Consider the following 17,414-nt stretch of genomic DNA (forward strand, 5'->3'; position numbering starts at 1 on the left):
CCTTGGATAAAACGTGTTACGGCGTGCTTAGCGGCGGCTGGAAGTAAAGGTCAACAGTAACGCAACCAGGCCCACCAGCACCAGCGGCCCCATGAACAGTGGCGCGAGGAATTTATGCGCATTCACGGCGGCCAGCACGACGCCGGTCGCCAGGCTGGCCAGGAAGATGAACAGCCACCAGCCCGAGGCATTGGCCTTGTTCGGCGGCACGCGCTTGGCGACCAGGCCATTCGCATAGGCATTCTTGGCAAAGAAAAAGGCGATGAACAGCAGCAACAGCACGACGCCGCCGATCAGGGTATCGCGCGACGAGGTATCGGTCGTGCTGGCGGGATCGAGCGCGGGCGCCGGCTCGGTGGTGGCCGTGGTGGCGGCTGCGCCGGCAGCCGGTGCGTCGGCGGCAGGCGGCGCGGACGCCGGAACTGGCAAAGTAAAACCTGCGTTGTCTTTGGGAGTGTCTTGCGCCATGGTATGCCTCTGGTGGATTTGACTAGTTTAAAAAGGAATCTGTGTTCAGGCCAGGCTCAGGGTATGGCCTTCGGCCACGCGCACGACGGCCGGCTTGCCCAGGCCCCGCTTGAGTTCGCCAATGTCGCGGCCGTCATCATCGCGGATCTGCACGCTCTTGAACGGTTTCAACAGCACTTGGCGCTGCACGCCATCGGCCATCACCTTGTAGCGCGTGGCGCGCGTGCCGACCAGGCCCAGCGCCAGCAAGCCCAGCACAAGCGCGAGCACGCCGCCCAGTATCACCAGCACGGGCAGCAGCGGATACTGTATGCGCACCAGCAGCGGTATCGTTGCCTGCGAGGCGCGCACGCTGTCGGGCGGCGTAAACATATCCGAGATCGGGTCGCCGGGGAACAGTTCCTGTAAATCCTTGCCAAAGCTGGACGCCAGTGCCAGCCGCTGTTCCGACAGGCCCACTTGCGCCTGCATGGGCAGCATCACCTGCTTGCCCATGGCGGCGATCGCCTGCGCCGACCACGGCGACGGGATCTGCGCCATCGGCAGCGCAAACTGCACTTGCACGGACTGGCTGGCACCCGGCTGCAGCTGGCGGATTTGATCCGGCGCAACGTGCAGCGGCGCGTTCTGTCCCGCCAGGCTCGCGTGCACCTTGGCGCTATCGATCACGTACGGGAAAAACATGTTTTGCAGCGACGCCTGCAGCACCACTTGCGGCACCAGGTTCGCCGCATCGACGTCGAGCACGATGGTGCGCCCGTCGCGGCCCAGGCTGGCGTGCACATTGGCGCTGTTCTTGACGGACTGGGGCACGATGCGCACGGCATCCTGGTCCACCGGTTTCAGGCGCGCGGGCGGGCGCGTCAGCACTTGCGACAGCCGCCCTTCGGCCAGGATGCGGGTCAACGCCTCGGACGCGGGCTGGCCATACGCGAGCGCATACACCATCAAGCCTTTGGCGCTGTACAGCTTGCCCTGCACGGGCATGCGCAGCGGAAACACCACCGTCTTGGTGATCGACGGTTCCAAGTGCAGCAGACGGTAAAAGTCGCGGTTGCGCTCGGCCGTCTGGCTGTCGTTGTTCGGGCTATTCTTGTTGTTCGTAAAAATCCACACGATGCCGGAGGCGGACTGGAACGGGCCCGTGATGGTCTTGGTGACGGCTTCCTGGAAATCCGTGTCGGCCAGCGCGCCACCGGCGCTCTTGCGCGCCAGACCGAGATTGGCCAGCTGGCCAGCCACGCCGGCGCCGCCCTGCCCTTGCCCGATCAGTGCGGGCGACACATTGCTGCCGCTGCTCTGGCTGAAGGCCAGCGTATAAACTTTATCGGACGGGTTCGTGGCGGCCTGCGCCACGGCGCCCACGAGGGCTTTCAGCTGCGACTGTTCATCCGTGTAGAACGGCTCCATCCAGCCCGAGTTTTGTACAAGAAACGCTTGCTGGATGCCGGCCGCCTGCACGCTGGCGGTGACGAAAAAGGCGGCGCAGGCTGCAATCAGGACGCGCGCTTTCATGCCTGCAAGGCCCAGCCATCGATGCGCGACAGCAAGGGGTGATACGCCCACAGCATGCCTTCATGGACAAACAGGCGCAAGCGCCACGGCTCGCTGACGGCGAACGTGTGAAACACGGTTTCGCGCAACTCGTCGTCCTGCACCAGCTGGGCCGCCAGGCGCTCGTTCGAGCGCAGCACGCTCGACAGGCCGGCACTGGTGGCAAACTTGACGCCAAAGACGCTGTTGCCAACGCTCGACTCCAGCAGCGGCATGACGGCCTGGTTCTTGCCGCCATCGTCGCCGTGTTCCGGCTCTTCCCACGGCGCCGTTTTCAGCTTGGTGGCGAAGCGGTAATTGAAGCTGCCCGAGCACAGGCGCGGCGCCAGCGCGTCGGCCCGTTCGGCCTGCGCGCCCAGTTTCACGTAGACATAGGTGCCGCGGCTGCGCTCGAAGCACAGCTGCCACAGGCCGCCGTCGCGCGACACGTAGGGGCTGCCGAATTCGAAGTGCGGCACCAGCCCTTCGGGCCACGGGGTGAACGAGGCGGCCACGTTGCCGTCCGGCTGCAGCTGCAAGCGCAGCTGGCCGTTGGCGCACGGCCACACGGCCATGCGGTTGTAGGCGACGGGCGCGCTGACGCTACCCAGGTCGAGCATGCCGTCGAGCAGCACGTCGCTGCCAGGCTTTTGCGCGGCGTCAAGGTTGACGAAGCGGATGCGGCCATCGTCGTCGCGCAGCGGTGCCCACAGCCGGTTCTGGAACCAGACGGGGCTGGCGATGCACGGTGCGCCGCCCACGTGCTCGACCACGTAGGTCAGCGATGGCACGTCGGGGCGGATGCAGGCGAGGCCATGACTGGTCGGCAAGACCAGCACGCTATTGAATTCCGGCACCAGCTCGGCGCGCCAAGCGCCGTGGGCCAGGTCCGATTCGGCCAGCAGGCTGCCATAGTCGGGGTCCAGCGCCAGCCAGCGTTTCGAGGCGGGCAGCCACGCGTGCAGGACGGCCTTGCGCGGGTCGAGCGCCAGCAGCGCGGGCGCGCTGGTGCCGAACTGGGCGGAAAAGAATTCGTATTCGCCGGGCGGCGGCATGGGCAGCGAGGCATCGGCTTGCGCATGCTCTTCGCGGACGCGCTGGTCGGCCAGTTTCAGGGGCACGCTGGCCTGGCGCAAGCCGGCCGGGCCAGCCGGCGGCACGTCGCTGACGGGGTGTGCGCCATAGGGCGGCACCCACGGCGGGGTAATTGAGGTGTCGGGCGGCACTTGCAAGGCCGCGCCAGAAACGGGGTCGAACGAGAATTCGGGTGGAAACTGGCGCACGGGCGCGTCGGCGGCCGCGGGCAGGCGCCGCGCCAGCATCAGCTTGCCGATATCGGCATGGCTCACCAAGGGCGAGACGTTCTGGCCGTCCGCGCTGCGCTGCATGCTCCACGCGCCCTCGTCATCGACGTACCAGGCGCCGGAGGGCAGTGGCCAATCCCCAGAAGTTTTATGATCCATTTATTTTCTATGACAAGCAATGCATTCAGACGGTGTAACGTGCTGGGGCTGTCAAAACGAAGTCGCAGCCCTGGCAGTTCTCATAGTAACGTCTTTTTATCTGTATGGAAACATTGACGAGCTTCCTCAGCCCTGCTGCGCCCGCACTTTCGTCAACAGCTTGGTGGTCGAGCGGTCATGCTCGAAATCGATGGCCACGGCCTGGCCACCATACGCGAGCACGGCTTTGCCTTCCGGAATGGCCGTCATGTCGTAGTCGCCACCCTTGGCATAGATTTCCGGTTGAATGTCCTGCACCACTTCCAGCGCGCTATCTTCCGAGAATGGCACGACCAGGCTGACCGATTCCAGCGCGGCCAGCACGGCCATGCGGTCTTCGCAGTTGTTCAGGGGACGGTCGTCGCCCTTGCCTAGACGTTTCACTGAAGCATCAGTATTCACGGCAACGATCAGCGAAGCGCCCAGCGCGCGCGCCTGCGCCAGATACGTCACGTGGCCGCGGTGCAAAATGTCGAACACGCCGTTCGTCACCACCACCGGTTTCGGCAGGGCCGCGGCGCGGGCGCGCAGTTCGTCACGGCCGCACAGTTTGTTTTCAAAGTCAGGCATGGATATATCTCTTGTTGGGTTAATTATGGTCACGCTCAGGCGTGGCTATCGCTTTGGATGCCGCCGGCATCGCGGCGCCAGGCATCGATCAAGGCCAGAATCGCCGGGTCCAGGTCCTCTTCGGCAATGCGATCTTGCCGGTGGTAAATCATCAGCGCATACACGCCGGCCAGACGGCTGACGGGCGGCGACAGCGCATATTCATTGCCGCGCGCCGGTTGCCTGGCGCGCCAGTAATTGATCGCCGCTTCCAGCGCCTGCATCCGCAGTTCCATCGCCCTCTCCCTCCGCCGCCCGGTCCCGCATTATAGGGGGCGATCCGCTACAATACGCCATCGGCGCCACAGTTTCACGTTTGCGCCACCTTTCATTCATTGCAAGTAAGTACTTCCTGTGTTTCAATCAACCTATGACACTGACTGAACTGAAATATATCGTTGCAGTCGCGCGAGCGAAGCACTTCGGCCATGCCGCCGAAGCTTGCTTCGTTGCCCAGCCCACCCTGTCAGTGGCCATCAAAAAACTCGAAGACGAATTGGGCGTGGTCCTGTTCGAACGGGGCGGTGCGGAAATCTCCGTCACGCCGCTGGGCGCGCAGATCATCGCGCAAGCCGAACGCGTGCTGGAACAGACGGCTGCCATCAAGGAACTCGCCAAGCAAAACAAGGATCCACTGGCCGGCCCCCTGCGCCTGGGCGTGATCTACACGATCGGCCCCTACCTGCTGCCGCCCCTGGTCAAGGCCATGATAGACCAGGTACCGCAGATGCCTTTGATCTTGCAGGAAAACTTCACGGTTCGCTTGCTCGAATTGCTGCGCCAGGGCGAACTGGACGTGGCCATCATGGCCCTGCCCCTGCCCGACCACGGCATGGCGATGCAGGAACTGTATGACGAGCCCTTCGTCGTCGCCATGCCGCGCCAGCATCCGTGGACGGCGCGTGACAAAATCGCCGCGCAGGATTTGAAATCGGAAACCATGCTACTGCTGGGCAATGGCCACTGCTTCCGCGACCAGGTGCTGGAAGTGTGCCCCGAAATGGCGCGTTTTTCCTCGCCTGGCAACGGCATGCAACGCACGTTTGAAGGTTCTTCACTGGAAACCATCCGCCACATGGTGGCCAGCGGCATCGGCCTGACGGTCTTGCCGCGCGCCTCCGTCACCAATATGCACGCCACCGACGGCATGCTCGAATACCGGCCGTTCGCGGAACCCGTGCCATCGCGCCGGGTGGTGATGCTGTGGCGTAAGAGTTTTACGCGCAAGGCCGCCATCGACGCCCTGTGCGCGGCCATCGCCAGCTGCAACTTGCCTGGCATTACCCCCTTGTGCGAAGACGACGAATAGTACATTTACATACTATTTGCGATAATCGACCTTTCTCTTCAACAAGATCGAGTCTTCCATGAACAAGCTGGCGCTGTATTTCCGCCTGATACGGCTGGACAAGCCTATCGGTACCGTATTGCTGCTGTGGCCTACCCTGTGCGCGCTGTGGCTGGCGCAGCAGGGCGTGCCGGACTGGCGGCTGCTGCTCATCTTTACTCTCGGCACTTTCCTGATGCGTTCGGCAGGCTGCGCCATCAACGACTACGCCGACCAGGATATCGACAAATTCGTCAAGCGCACGGCGGAGCGCCCCATCACCAGCGGACGCATCAGCGGCAAGGAAGCGCTGGCCGTGGCCGGCGTGCTGACCGTGCTGGCCTTTTGCCTGATCCTGCCCTTGAATGCGCTGACCAAGCAACTGTCCGTGGCCGCCGTCATCATCGCCGGCACCTATCCCTACTTCAAGCGCTTCTTTGCCATTCCGCAAGCGTATCTCGGTATCGCCTTCGGTTTCGGCATTCCCATGGGCTTTGCCGCCATCACGGATTCCGTGCCCGTCGTCGCCTGGCTGCTGCTGCTCGGTAATGTTTTCTGGGCCGTGGCCTACGATACGGAATACGCGATGGTCGACCGCGACGACGATTTAAAAATCGGCATCAAGACGTCGGCCATCACCTTCGGCCGCTACGACGTGGCCATCGTCATGTTTTGCTATGCCGTTTTCCTGCTGCTGTGGCTGGGCTGCGGCTGGTACCTGGGCTTGCGTTATTGGTTCGTCGGGGGCCTGGTAGTTGCGGCCGGCTGCGCCGTTTACCACTACACCCTGATCCGCGCACGCGAGCGTATGCCGTGTTTTGCGGCATTCCGGCATAATAACTGGCTAGGAGCAGCGGTGTTTGCGGGCGTGGTACTGGACTTTGCTTTCCGTTAAGCAATACCCCTTGCGCCGCGGTAGCCCTTGAGGCGGCGCAAGACAAGCCTGGCCGCAGCTGCCTACACTGGTATTTCACTGTGCAGTTTCACTTCCATGAGGTAATACATGAGCTCGATACATACCGGAAAATCCAGCAGCGACAGCATCCTCGCCGACGCCGACAAGGCCCGCGACAAACTGGTCGGCGACCTGAAAACCGTCATCAATGAAGCGGAAGGCTGGCTCGACGGCGCAAAGGATCAGACGGGCGAGAATGTCAAAGCCGTCAAGGACAAGTTCATCGCCACCCTGGAAACGGCCAAGAAAGACTTGATCAAGCTGGAAGAAGACTTGCTCGAACGGACCAAGAAGGCGGCCAAGGCCACTGACGAGTACGTGCAGGACAATCCGTGGAAAGCCGTGGGCGCGGGCGCCGTCGTGGGCGTGCTGTTCGGCCTGCTGCTTTCCTCGTCACGCCGCTAGTTAGTATCGACGCAGCACCGACGGCATAAGCCGTCTCCTGACGCGAAAGGCAGCATATGGCTATCATGCACCATGTCGCCCAAGTCGCAGCGACCCTCGCCGCCATCGTCCAGACCCGTCTGGCCCTGGCGGCAGTGGAAATGGAAGAAGAGTCGCTGCGCTTCCTGTCCTATCTGGCCCTGGCCATGCTGGCACTGCTGTGCCTGTTCGTCGGCCTGGTATTGATCGTGTTCCTCGTCATCGTATTATTTTGGGACACGCATCGCATCGCCGCCATCGCCATCACGGCCGCCGTCTTCATCGTTGCCGCCATCACCACCCTGCTGGGCGTGCGCGCCAGTTTCCGCAGCAAGCCGAAACTGCTGTCCTTCACACTTTCCGAACTGAACAAAGACCTGGACGAGCTGCAACTGCTGGCCCGCCGGGGATCGGAGCGGCCATGACCACGCATCCCACCAAGCTGTCGCATGTCCACACGGCCGCCAGCCTGGCGCAGCGGCGCGATGCGCTGCTGGCCGAATGTGCGCTGCAGCGCCTGGCTCTGGGCGTGCAGACGCGGCAATTGCTGGAACCATTGACGAGCGGCAATCTGCGCCACACCCTGGCCACGCGCTTCAAAATTCCCCTGATGATAGGCGGCGCCGTGCTGGGCCTGCTGCTCGTGCGACCGCGCCGTTTCCTGCCGCTGCTGCGGGCCAGCGGCGCGCTGCTCAAGCACGCGACCACCGCCATGCCCGTCGTGCTGGCGCTGGTGCAGCGTTTCAGCAAGAAAGAAACGCCGGAATAAATTATTTTTTTCCTGGCTGCATCCAAATAGCAAACCCCTGCGTAGTAATGGTATCAACCAGCCGGTTGAGCCAACTACCAGGAGTTTGCCATGCTTGCCACCATCGCCCCACGCCATACCGCCCCTTCCCTCACGGTGCTGTGCGCCGCCCTGCTGATGGCCGCCTGCGCCCCCATGAGCGCGCGCTATTCGCAGGAACAATTGCCGAACGCCGTGAAAGTGCCCGATGGCCACCAGGTTGCCATGCAGACGGTGGGCGTGGGCAAGATCGCCTACGAATGCAAGGCCAAGAAAGACATGACGGGCCATGAATGGGTCTTCGTGGGCCCGGACGCGGCTCTGAACGACCGCGGTGGCATGCAGGTCGGCACGTATGTCGGTCCTCCTGCCACCTGGGCCAACCTCGATGGCTCGAAAGTGACGGCGACGCAAGTGGCCGTGGCGCCGGCCGGCGCCGGCAACATCCCGTATCAACTGGTGAAAGCCAACCCGGCCACGGGCAGCGGCGCCATGCAGGGCGTCAGCTACATCCAGCGCGTGGCCACCAGCGGCGGCGTGGCGCCAAGCAGCCCTTGCGGCATGGAGTCGATCGGCGCCAAGCAATGGGTGCCCTACCAGGCCGATTATATCTTCTGGAAAGCCGTATAAATACCTGGCGTTGACGGTTGGCAAGCTGGTTTCTGGCCTATACTCGGCCTTGAAAACTTGCTAACCGTTAAACCTTGACGATTGCCCCAACCTTGCCAGCCCACGCCGCCCCTTACGATTACGATGCCGCCCTGCGCGCCTGCGCCAGGGGCGAGCAGCAGGCATTGCACGGCCTGTACCAGCAAGAAAGCCGCTACCTGCTGGGCGTGGCTCTGCGCATCGTGCGCCAGCGGGCCTTGGCCGAAGACGTGCTGCACGACGCCTTCCTGAATATCTGGCGCCGCGCAGGCAGTTTCGACGCCACGCGCGGCAGCGGCAAGGGCTGGATCTATGTGGTGGTGCGGCACCAGGCGCTGGACGTGGCGCGTGCCCGCGCCCATGAACTGTCAGCCGACGAGGATACCGTGGAAACCCTGCTGCACGAACGCCAAAGCCATGATACGGGCGAGGCCTATGCCGACCAGGCGGACCTGGGCAAGCTGCACGATTGCCTCGGGCACCTGGACGAGCCCAAACGCAATAGCATCCTGTACGCCTACGTCGATGGCTGTTCCCATAGCGAAATCGCGCAGCGCCTGCAAGCGCCGCTGGGGACCGTCAAGGCCTGGGTCAAGCGGGGCCTGGCCGCCTTGCGGGAGTGCATGCAATGATCAACAGCGACGAGGAATTGCACAGGCTGGCCAGCGAATACGTGCTGGGAACATTGGCGCTGGCCGAACGGGCGGCAGTGGAACAGCGTTTGCCGCGCGAACCAGCCCTGCGCGACGCCGTCGATGCCTGGGAACAGCGTCTGCTGCCCTTGACCACGCTGGCGCCGCCCGAAGTACCTTCAGCACAGCTGTGGCCGCGCATCAGCGCCAGCCTGTTCACGCCGAAAGCCGTGCGGCAAGCGGGCGGCTGGCAAGCGTGGTGGAACAGCCTGGCCTTCTGGCGAGTGCTGGCCGGTGGCGGCCTGGCGGCTACGGCCGCGCTGGCCGTGCTGGTCACTACGCAATTGCAAGCGCCCAGCGGACCCGGCTATCTGGTGGTGCTGGTGGCGCCGCAGGATAAATCGCCGGGCTGGATCGTGCAGGCGGGCGGACGCGGCGGCAAGAACCGCGACCTGAGCCTGATCCCGCTGGGCCCGACTGCCGTGCCGCAGCAAAAAGCCCTGCAATTCTGGACGAAGGGCAAGGACTGGGGCGCGCCCGTCTCGCTGGGCCTCGTCAAGCCGGGGCAAAGCCTCAAGTTGACACTGGATAAGCTGCCGCCGCTGCAGCCCGATCAATTGTTTGAAATCACGCTGGAGCCGCAAACGGGCTCGCCGACAGGCAGGCCGACTGGGCCGATCCTGTATATCGGCCGCGCCGTCAAGGTGATGTAGCGTTTATTTGCCCAGCTCGTCCCCCATCTCGCGTCCGCGCTGCGCCGCCGCCTTGATGCCCTTGACGATGGCCGCCTTCACGCCGCTCTCTTCCATGCTGGTGAGGGCCGCGTAGGTCGTGCCGCCTTTCGACGTGACCCTCTCGCGCAGCAAGGACACGGGGTCGCTGGAGTTCGCCGCCAGCTGCGCCGCCCCCGTAAACGTGGCAATCGCCAGTTGCGTGCCCTGCTCGGGCGTCAAGCCCAGTTCGGCCGCCGCCTGCTGCATCGCTTCGATAAAGTAAAACACATAGGCGGGACCACTGCCGGACACGGCCGTCACGGGGTCGATCTTCGCTTCATCATCGAGCCAGACCGTCTGGCCGACGGCGCGCAGGATGGCGTCCGCCGTCTTTTTCTGTTCTTCGCTGACGCCGCTGCTGGCCACCATGCCCGTGATGCCCATGCCGATCAGGGCAGGCGTGTTCGGCATGCAACGCACGATGGCCCGGTAATCGCCGAGCCAGCGCGACAGGTCTTGCGCGCGGATGCCGGCCGCGATCGACAGGATCAATGGCGCACGCTCCCCGTCGAGGAAGGGCAGCAATTGCGCCGCCACCTCGCGCATGCTTTGCGGTTTCACGGCCAGCACGATCACATCCACGCCGCGCAACGCGTCACCAGCGGCAGTGGCCGTCGTGACGCCGAATTGCGCCTGCAGTTTTTCCAGCGCCGGCGCATGCGGGTCGATCACGTGGATGTTGCCGCCCAGGGTCAATTTACCCGCCAGGCCGGCGATCAGGGCCGCGGCCATGTTGCCGCCGCCTACAAAGGCGATATTCAATTCTGTCGTCATGCTTGTTCTCTCTTCATCAGGAATAGTTGCGGGAACCAAAGATGGCACTGCCCACGCGCACGATGGTGGCGCCCTCAAGCACGGCGGCGCGCAAGTCGGCCGACATGCCCATCGACAAGGTGTCGAGCGCCAGCCCTTCGGCCTTCAATTGTTCGTACAGCGCGCGCAGTTGCGCAAAGGCAGCGCGCTGAAGCGTGAGCTCCGTTTCGGGCTCGGGGATGGCCATCAGGCCGCGCAAACGCAAACGGGGCAATTGCGCCACGGCATGCGCCAGCGCCGGCAGTTCGGCCGGCGTCACGCCGCTCTTGCTGGCCTCGCCGCTGATATTGACTTGCAGGCAGATATTCAAGTCCGGCAAGCCGGCCGGGCGCTGCTCGGACAGGCGCGCGGCGATCTTTTCCCGTTCCACCGTATGCACCCAGTCGAAGTGCTCGGCGATGGGGCGCGTCTTGTTGCTCTGGATGGGACCGATGAAATGCCATGCGGGCGCGTGCTGCGGCGCGGCCGCCTTCACAAAGGCAATCTTGTCGAGCGCTTCCTGCAGATAGTTTTCGCCGAACGCCGCCTGGCCCGCGCGCATGGCGTCCAGCACGGCGTCCGCGCCGAAGGTTTTCGAGACGGCCAGCAGGGTCACGTCGCCAGGGGCGCGCTGCGCGTCAGCGGCGGCCTGCGCAATACTCTCGCGCACGGCTTGCAAGTTCTGTTCGATTGTGGACATAATCATTTTCTAGTGTATAGGGGCGGCGGCACAGTGCGCCAGCCCATCAATGCAGGCACAGGGATTATAAATGGACATCTCCGAACTACTCGCTTTCTCCGTCAGCAACAAGGCTTCCGACCTGCACCTGTCTTCCGGCCTGCCGCCGATGATACGGGTCAACGGCGACGTGCGCCGCCTGAACGTGCCCCCGCTCGAGCACAAGGAAGTGCACAGCATGATCTACGACATCATGAACGACAGCCAGCGCAAGGCGTATGAAGAAGCGCTGGAATGCGATTTCTCGTTCGAGATTCCCGGCCTGGCCCGCTTCCGCGTCAACGCCTACAACCAGGAAAGGGGCGCCTCGGCCGTGCTGCGCACGATTCCGTCAAAGGTGCTGACCCTGGAAGACCTGAACGCGCCGCGCATCTTCGGCGAGCTGGCCATGCGCCCACGGGGCCTCGTGCTGGTGACGGGACCGACCGGCTCCGGCAAGTCGACCACCCTGGCGGCGATGGTGAACCACGTCAACGAGCGCCTGAACCACCATATATTGACCATCGAAGACCCGATCGAATTCGTGCATGAACCGAAGAAATGCCTGATCAACCAGCGCGAAGTCGGTTCGCACACGCATTCGTTCAGCAATGCGCTGCGCTCGGCCCTGCGCGAAGACCCGGACGTGATTTTGGTGGGCGAATTGCGCGACCTGGAAACCATCCGCCTGGCGCTGACGGCGGCCGAGACGGGGCACCTCGTGTTCGGCACCCTGCACACCTCGTCAGCGGCGAAATCGATCGACCGCATCATCGACGTCTTCCCCGCCGAGGAAAAGGAAATGGTGCGCGCCATGCTGTCCGAATCCTTGCAAGCCGTCATTTCGCAGAACCTGCTGAAAACCAGGGATGGCGCGGGCCGCGTGGCCGCGCATGAAATCATGCTGGCCACGCCGGCCGTGCGCAACCTGATCCGCGAAGCAAAAGTGGCGCAAATGTATTCGGCCATCCAGACAGGCAGCAACGTGGGCATGCAGACGCTGGACCAGTGCCTGTCCGACCTGGTACGGCGCGGCACGATCTCGGCCGAGACGGCCCGCTCGGCCGCCAAGGCCCCTGAAAACTTCCCCGGATAAGCCATGCAGACGACGCACGAACACTATGGCGCCATGCACGCGCTGCTGGCGCAGATGCACGCACGGGGCGGCTCGGACCTGTTCATCACGGCCGGCTTTCCTCCCGCCATCAAGCTCGACGGCAAACTGACGCCGCTGGCGGGCGGCGCGCTCGACGCGCAGCAGGCGGCCGGCTACGTGCGCGCCGTCATGAACGAACGCCAGGCGGCCGAGTTCGCGTCCAGCCGCGAAGCCAATTTCGCCATCAGCCCGGACGGCCTCGGGCGTTTCCGCGTGTCCGCCTTCGTGCAGATGGGCCAGGCAGGCATGGTCTTGCGCTTGATTAATACCGCCATCCCCACGCTCGATGGGCTCGGCTTACCGGCCATCCTGCAAGACATCGTCATGAGCAAGCGGGGCCTCGTCATCATGGTGGGCGCCACAGGCTGCGGCAAGTCGACCACCCTGGCCGCCATGGTGGGCCACCGCAACGCGCACAGCCATGGCCACATCATCACCATCGAAGACCCCGTGGAATTCATCCATCCGCACGGCAACTGCATCGTCACCCAGCGCGAAGTGGGCGTCGATACGGACGACTGGGCCACGGCCCTGAAAAACACCCTGCGCCAGGCGCCCGACGTGATCCAGATCGGCGAGATCCGCGACCGTGATACGATGGACCACGCCATCGCGTTTGCCGAGACGGGCCATCTGTGCCTGGCCACCCTGCATGCGAACAATGCCAACCAGGCGCTGGACCGCATCATCAATTTCTTCCCCGAAGAGCGGCGCCAGCAGTTGCTGATGGATCTGTCGCTGAATTTGAAGGGCATGATTTCGCAGCGATTGATTCCCAACAAGGAAGGCGGCGGACGCAAGGCGGCGCTGGAAATCCTGCTCAATTCGCCGCTGATGAGCGACCTGATCTTCAAGGGCCAGGTGCACGAGATCAAGGAACTGATGAAAAAATCGCGCGAACACGGCATGCAGACGTTCGACCAGGCCCTGTTCGACCTGCACGAAGCGGGCGCCATCAGCTATGAAGACGCGCTACGCAATGCGGACTCCGTCAACGACCTGCGCCTGACAATCAAACTCAAGGGCGCAACGACGCCGGAACCCGCCCCGCAAACGGGCGCCACCAAACTGGGACTCCTCTGACATGACCAGCATCCACGATTTCCAGGCCGAGGCACTGGACGGCACGCCGGTCGACCTGGCGCAATACAAAGGCAAGGTACTGCTGATCGTCAACACGGCCAGCGCCTGCGGTTTCACACCGCAATACCAGGGACTCGAAGCGCTGTACCGCGAATTCCACGCGCAGGGGCTGGTCGTGCTGGGTTTTCCCTGCAATCAATTCCGCCAGCAGGAACCAGGATCGAATGCGGAAATCGGCGCCTTTTGCGAGAAAAACTTCGGCGTCACCTTTCCCCTGTTTGCCAAGGTCGACGTGAATGGCCCGCATACGCACCCCGTATTTGCGCAATTAAAACAGGCGGCGCCCGGCATATTGGGCACGCAGTCGATCAAATGGAATTTCACCAAGTTTTTGGTGCGCAAGGATGGCAGCGTATTTCGCCGTTACGCGACGGCCAGCAAACCGGCCAGCCTGGCGACCGACATTCGGCAATTGCTACAGGAATAGCAATTTGACGGTTTGATTAAAAACAATAATTGCCGAAATCAATCAATCCGCACTTATTTCATGCTTGATATCAATATTGTGTTTCCAATAGCAAATTTCGGTGATAATGTTTGCATAATTATTCGCAGATATCGATCAAAAAACGATGCCAGTCTTTGGGAAAATATTATCTTCATGGATGCGGATGGGAATTTATTCCCGCCTCTTTCTTCCTATTTTCTTCCTGATACTCGCCGTTTCCGCCGTTCGCTATCACGCCCTGCTCGGCACGGAAACGGCGCTGGCCAATGCGCGCTACCAGAGCGATGCGCGGCAACTCGACCTGTTCCTCGCCAATAGCGTGCTGCCGCTGGCCGTGCACGCGGACAGTCACGCGATGCACGACAGCGTGCGCCAGGTGCTGCGCAGCGCCCTGCCGCTGAACCGCAGCCTCGTTTCCGCGCGCTGGGACACGGCTGGCGGACATGTCGAGGTGCTGGCCGACAGCAAGTTGGCCGGCACGCTGGCCACGGTGCCGGCGTGGTTCGCGCGCCTGGCCGGCATCACGGCCATCCGCAGCCGCCTGACGGTGGCGCTGCCGGACGGCGGCGACGGCATCCTCGACCTGCACTACACGCCCGGCCTGCCCCTGGCGCAGGTGTGGCTCAGGGTGCGCGAGCAGGCCGTCCTCAGCAGCATCAATATCGTGCTCGTCTTCGTGCTGCTGGGCTTGATCCTGGCCACGCACCGCAAGCTGCTGGCGCGCTTTGTGCAAGCGACCGACCGCTTCCGCGACGGCAACTTCGCCGTGCGCCTGGTGGCCGGCGCCACGCCCGAAGCGCAAGCCGTGTCGCAGTCGTTCAACGGCATGGCCGGCGATATCGAAGCACTGCTGACCACGCTGAAGACCAGCCAGCGCCAGCTGGGCGAGCAATTGAACGAAACCGTGCACATGCAGCAGGCGCTGCAAAAGCTGTCCTGGCAAAACTACAATGATGTGCTGACGGGTTTGCCCAACCGTGCCGCGCTGGCCGCCCGCTTCGAACAGGAACTGTTCCTCGCGCGCGAACGCCAGCGTCTGCTGGCCGTCTGCCTGTTCGACCTCGACCACTTCCAGGCCATCAACGACCGCTACGGCGCCGAGGCCGGCGATGAAATCCTCAAGCAGGTGGCCGGCCGCCTGCACGGCTTTACGGGCCAGGTCCACTACGCGGCGCGCCTGGGCGGCGATGAATTCGTCTTGCTGCTGTGCGGCCAGGCCAGCATCGCCAGCATCGAACAGAACGTCACGCAGCTGATGGCGGAACTGTGCCGCCCCTATCAGTGCGACCAGCAGGCGCTGCACATGACGGCCAGCGCCGGCATCGCCGTCTACGCGGGCAAGGACTTGAATACGGAAAGCCTGCTGCGCCACGCCGACCACGCCGTCTACCAGGCCAAGCTGACGGGGCGCAACCAGTACCACTTCTTCGACACCAATCTCGATGAAGAAGTGCGCACCCACCACAACCAGCGCACGGAAGTGCGCCATGCCCTGATCAATGGCGAACTGCGGCTGTACTACCAGCCCAAGGTGAACATGCGCGCCGGCACCGTGGTGGGCATGGAAGCGCTGCTGCGCTGGCAGCATCCGCGCCGCGGCGTGCTGGCGCCCGCGCAATTCCTGCCGCTGGTGGAACAGACGGATTTGATCATCGATATCGGCGAATGGGTGCTGCGCCAGGCCCTGTGGCAAATGCAGCGCTGGGTGGCCAGTGGCAAGCACTGGGTGGTCAGCGTGAATATCGCGGCGCGCCACTTCCAGCAACCGGATTTCGTCTCGCGCCTGGAAACCATCCTCGGCGAATTTCCCGGCGTGCGCGCCAGCATGCTGGAACTGGAAATCCTCGAATCGTCGGCCCTGCACGACATCGAAGACGTGCGCCGCATCATCCGCGCCTGCCAGGCGCTGGGCATCACGTTCGCGCTCGACGATTTCGGCACCGGCTACTCGTCGATGTCATACCTGAAACGCCTGCCGGCGAATATCGTCAAGATCGACCAGAGCTTCGTGCGCAATATGCTCAACGACCGCGACGACCTGCACCTGGTGCGCGCCGTCATCGGCCTGGCCCGCTCCTTCAGCCTGACGGTGATCGCCGAAGGCGTGGAAAGCGTCGAACATGGCGCGCGTTTGATCCAGCTGGGCTGCGACCTGGCGCAAGGCTACGGCATCGCCCGCCCCATGCCGGCCGACGCCGTGCTGGAGTGGGCCGCCAACTTCGTGCCGGCGCCGCAATGGCGCATCGCGCAGTACAGCGAAGTGCCTATGTAGGCGCCAAGGCCGAGTCGATCAGCTCGATCCAGTGCCGCACGGGCGTCTCCGTACCCGACTGCAGGTGGCTCAGGCAGCCGATATTGGCCGACACGATCATCTCCGGCTCGCACGCTTCCAGGTTCGCCACCTTGTTGTCGCGCAGTTGCTGCGACAATTCCGGCTGCAGGATCGAATACGTGCCCGCCGAACCGCAGCACAAATGGCTGTCCGCGCACAGGCGCACGTCGACGCCGACGGCGCGCAAGACCTGCTCCACCTTGCCGCGCACCTGCTGGCCGTGCTGCAGGGTACACGGCGGGTGATACGCCACCCGTTTTCCGATGCGCCCTTTCAGCAGCGCCGCCAGTTCCGCTTCAAACGCCGGCATGATCTCGGACAGATCGCGCGTCAGTGCCGCGATGCGCCGCGCCTTCTCCGCATACTGCGCATCATGCGCCAGCAAATGGCCGTATTCCTTCACCGTGGCACCGCAGCCGGACGCCGTCATGACGATGGCTTCCGCGCTGTCCACGCTGTCTACGTAAGGCCACCAGGCGTCGATATTGCGGCGCATTTCGTCCAGCGCCGCGTCCTGGTCATTCAGGTGATGGCGCAGTGCGCCGCAGCAGCCGGCCTTCGGCGCGACGATCAATTGCACGCCCAAGGCATCGAGCACGCGCGCCGTGGCCGCGTTAATGTTCGGCGACATGGCCGGCTGCACGCAGCCGTCGAGCAGCAGCATGCTGCGCGCGTGCTGGCGCGTGGGCCATGCACCGGCGGCGGCGCCCGGGCGCAATTTGTCCTGCAAGCTTTTCGACAGCAGCGGCCGCAACGCCTGCCCCGCCTTGTACATGGGCGTAAACAGCCAGCGGCGCGGCAATGCTTCCTTCAGGGCGAAGCGCAGCGCGCGTTCGCGCAAGGGACGCTGCACGCGCTGTTCGACGACGTTGCGGCCGATGTCGACCAGGCGCCCGTACTGCACGCCCGAGGGACAGGTCGACTCGCAGTTACGGCAGGTCAGGCAGCGGTCCAGGTGCGTCTGCGTCTTGGCCGTGACGGGCGCGCCTTCGAGCACTTGCTTGATCAAATAGATGCGTCCGCGCGGGCCATCGAGTTCGTCGCCCAGCAACTGGTAGGTGGGACAGGTGGCCGTGCAAAAGCCGCAATGCACGCAGGCGCGCAAGATGGCTTCGGCTTCGTCGCCTGCCGGCGTATTCTTGATGAAATCGGCGAGATTGGTTTGCAT

General features: G+C 63.6%; 20 protein-coding genes. 12 read left to right on the forward strand and 8 right to left on the reverse strand.

The window, feature by feature from the left end; translation table 11 throughout:
- Positions 1–27 precede the first annotated feature (27 nt).
- The 5 genes from SKZ59_RS26035 to SKZ59_RS26055 all read right to left on the reverse strand — a co-directional run bounded on the left by SKZ59_RS26035 (position 28) and on the right by SKZ59_RS26055 (position 4,348).
- Entirely contained in the window at positions 28–468 is a 441-nt protein-coding gene (locus SKZ59_RS26035; protein WP_319993384.1) for a hypothetical protein, read from the reverse strand.
- A gap of 45 nt (positions 469–513) precedes the next feature.
- Positions 514–1,983: a hypothetical protein gene (locus tag SKZ59_RS26040; protein WP_319993385.1), complete on the reverse strand. Its 1,470-nt coding sequence runs from the start codon at positions 1,981–1,983 to the stop codon at positions 514–516.
- Entirely contained in the window at positions 1,980–3,464 is a 1,485-nt protein-coding gene (locus tag SKZ59_RS26045; protein ID WP_319993386.1) for a hypothetical protein, read from the reverse strand. Before SKZ59_RS26045 ends, SKZ59_RS26040 begins: the two co-directional genes overlap by 4 nt.
- Before the next feature lie 126 nt (positions 3,465–3,590).
- Positions 3,591–4,073: a D-glycero-beta-D-manno-heptose 1-phosphate adenylyltransferase gene (gene rfaE2 / locus SKZ59_RS26050; protein WP_034749037.1), complete on the reverse strand. Its 483-nt coding sequence runs from the start codon at positions 4,071–4,073 to the stop codon at positions 3,591–3,593.
- Positions 4,074–4,108: 35 nt separating this feature from the next.
- Positions 4,109–4,348, reverse strand: coding sequence for a DUF3717 domain-containing protein (locus tag SKZ59_RS26055; RefSeq protein ID WP_072456842.1), 240 nt, complete (start codon positions 4,346–4,348; stop codon positions 4,109–4,111).
- Between the two features lie 134 nt (positions 4,349–4,482).
- Here SKZ59_RS26055 and SKZ59_RS26060 point away from each other — a divergent pair, with 134 nt between their 5' ends.
- The 8 genes from SKZ59_RS26060 (at position 4,483) to SKZ59_RS26095 (ending at position 9,597) form a co-directional block, all read left to right on the forward strand.
- Complete coding sequence (locus SKZ59_RS26060; protein ID WP_034749044.1) at positions 4,483–5,421, forward strand: hydrogen peroxide-inducible genes activator; 939 nt, start codon at positions 4,483–4,485, stop codon at positions 5,419–5,421.
- 58 nt (positions 5,422–5,479) lie between these two features.
- Entirely contained in the window at positions 5,480–6,334 is an 855-nt protein-coding gene (gene ubiA / locus SKZ59_RS26065) for a 4-hydroxybenzoate octaprenyltransferase (protein ID WP_319993387.1), read from the forward strand.
- Between the two features lie 108 nt (positions 6,335–6,442).
- Positions 6,443–6,799, forward strand: coding sequence for a glycine zipper domain-containing protein (locus SKZ59_RS26070; RefSeq protein ID WP_046683402.1), 357 nt, complete (start codon positions 6,443–6,445; stop codon positions 6,797–6,799).
- Positions 6,800–6,855: 56 nt separating this feature from the next.
- On the forward strand, positions 6,856–7,242 hold the full coding sequence (locus SKZ59_RS26075; RefSeq protein ID WP_319993388.1) for a phage holin family protein: 387 nt from the start codon (positions 6,856–6,858) through the stop codon (positions 7,240–7,242).
- Entirely contained in the window at positions 7,239–7,586 is a 348-nt protein-coding gene (locus SKZ59_RS26080) for a hypothetical protein (RefSeq protein WP_319993389.1), read from the forward strand. The genes SKZ59_RS26075 and SKZ59_RS26080 overlap by 4 nt, the downstream gene beginning before the upstream one ends.
- Before the next feature lie 90 nt (positions 7,587–7,676).
- The gene (locus tag SKZ59_RS26085) at positions 7,677–8,234 is read left to right on the forward strand and encodes a DUF3455 domain-containing protein (protein WP_070305748.1); all 558 of its coding nucleotides are present in this window, start codon (positions 7,677–7,679) and stop codon (positions 8,232–8,234) included.
- Between the two features lie 80 nt (positions 8,235–8,314).
- Positions 8,315–8,884: a sigma-70 family RNA polymerase sigma factor gene (locus SKZ59_RS26090; protein WP_374106884.1), complete on the forward strand. Its 570-nt coding sequence runs from the start codon at positions 8,315–8,317 to the stop codon at positions 8,882–8,884.
- Positions 8,881–9,597 carry an anti-sigma factor domain-containing protein gene (locus tag SKZ59_RS26095; RefSeq protein WP_319993390.1) on the forward strand — a complete coding sequence of 239 codons (717 nt, stop codon included), beginning with the start codon at positions 8,881–8,883 and terminating at the stop codon, positions 9,595–9,597. The genes SKZ59_RS26090 and SKZ59_RS26095 overlap by 4 nt, the downstream gene beginning before the upstream one ends.
- Before the next feature lie 3 nt (positions 9,598–9,600).
- Here the strand turns inward: SKZ59_RS26095 and proC are convergent, their stop codons facing one another.
- Together proC and SKZ59_RS26105 are read right to left on the reverse strand one after the other, a co-directional pair.
- A complete protein-coding gene (proC, locus tag SKZ59_RS26100; RefSeq protein ID WP_319993391.1) occupies positions 9,601–10,431 on the reverse strand; it encodes a pyrroline-5-carboxylate reductase in 831 nt (276 codons plus the stop codon).
- Positions 10,432–10,447: 16 nt separating this feature from the next.
- On the reverse strand, positions 10,448–11,149 hold the full coding sequence (locus tag SKZ59_RS26105; protein WP_046683520.1) for a YggS family pyridoxal phosphate-dependent enzyme: 702 nt from the start codon (positions 11,147–11,149) through the stop codon (positions 10,448–10,450).
- A 70-nt stretch (positions 11,150–11,219) separates the two neighbouring features.
- On the opposite strand from SKZ59_RS26105, the gene SKZ59_RS26110 reads away from it, so the two are divergent.
- The 4 genes from SKZ59_RS26110 to SKZ59_RS26125 all read left to right on the forward strand — a co-directional run bounded on the left by SKZ59_RS26110 (position 11,220) and on the right by SKZ59_RS26125 (position 16,186).
- The gene (locus tag SKZ59_RS26110; RefSeq protein WP_034749074.1) at positions 11,220–12,263 is read left to right on the forward strand and encodes a type IV pilus twitching motility protein PilT; all 1,044 of its coding nucleotides are present in this window, start codon (positions 11,220–11,222) and stop codon (positions 12,261–12,263) included.
- A gap of 3 nt (positions 12,264–12,266) precedes the next feature.
- Entirely contained in the window at positions 12,267–13,406 is a 1,140-nt protein-coding gene (locus SKZ59_RS26115) for a PilT/PilU family type 4a pilus ATPase (RefSeq protein WP_413774604.1), read from the forward strand.
- 1 nt (position 13,407) lies between these two features.
- Positions 13,408–13,893 carry a glutathione peroxidase gene (locus tag SKZ59_RS26120; RefSeq protein WP_319993392.1) on the forward strand — a complete coding sequence of 162 codons (486 nt, stop codon included), beginning with the start codon at positions 13,408–13,410 and terminating at the stop codon, positions 13,891–13,893.
- Between the two features lie 184 nt (positions 13,894–14,077).
- Positions 14,078–16,186: a putative bifunctional diguanylate cyclase/phosphodiesterase gene (locus tag SKZ59_RS26125; protein WP_070305758.1), complete on the forward strand. Its 2,109-nt coding sequence runs from the start codon at positions 14,078–14,080 to the stop codon at positions 16,184–16,186.
- Here SKZ59_RS26125 and glcF read toward each other — a convergent pair.
- Entirely contained in the window at positions 16,179–17,414 is a 1,236-nt protein-coding gene (gene glcF / locus SKZ59_RS26130; RefSeq protein WP_319993393.1) for a glycolate oxidase subunit GlcF, read from the reverse strand. The genes SKZ59_RS26125 and glcF overlap by 8 nt on opposite strands.

This window comes from Janthinobacterium sp. GMG2 (assembly GCF_033949445.1).
Lineage (GTDB): Bacteria > Pseudomonadota > Gammaproteobacteria > Burkholderiales > Burkholderiaceae_D > Janthinobacterium > Janthinobacterium aestuarii.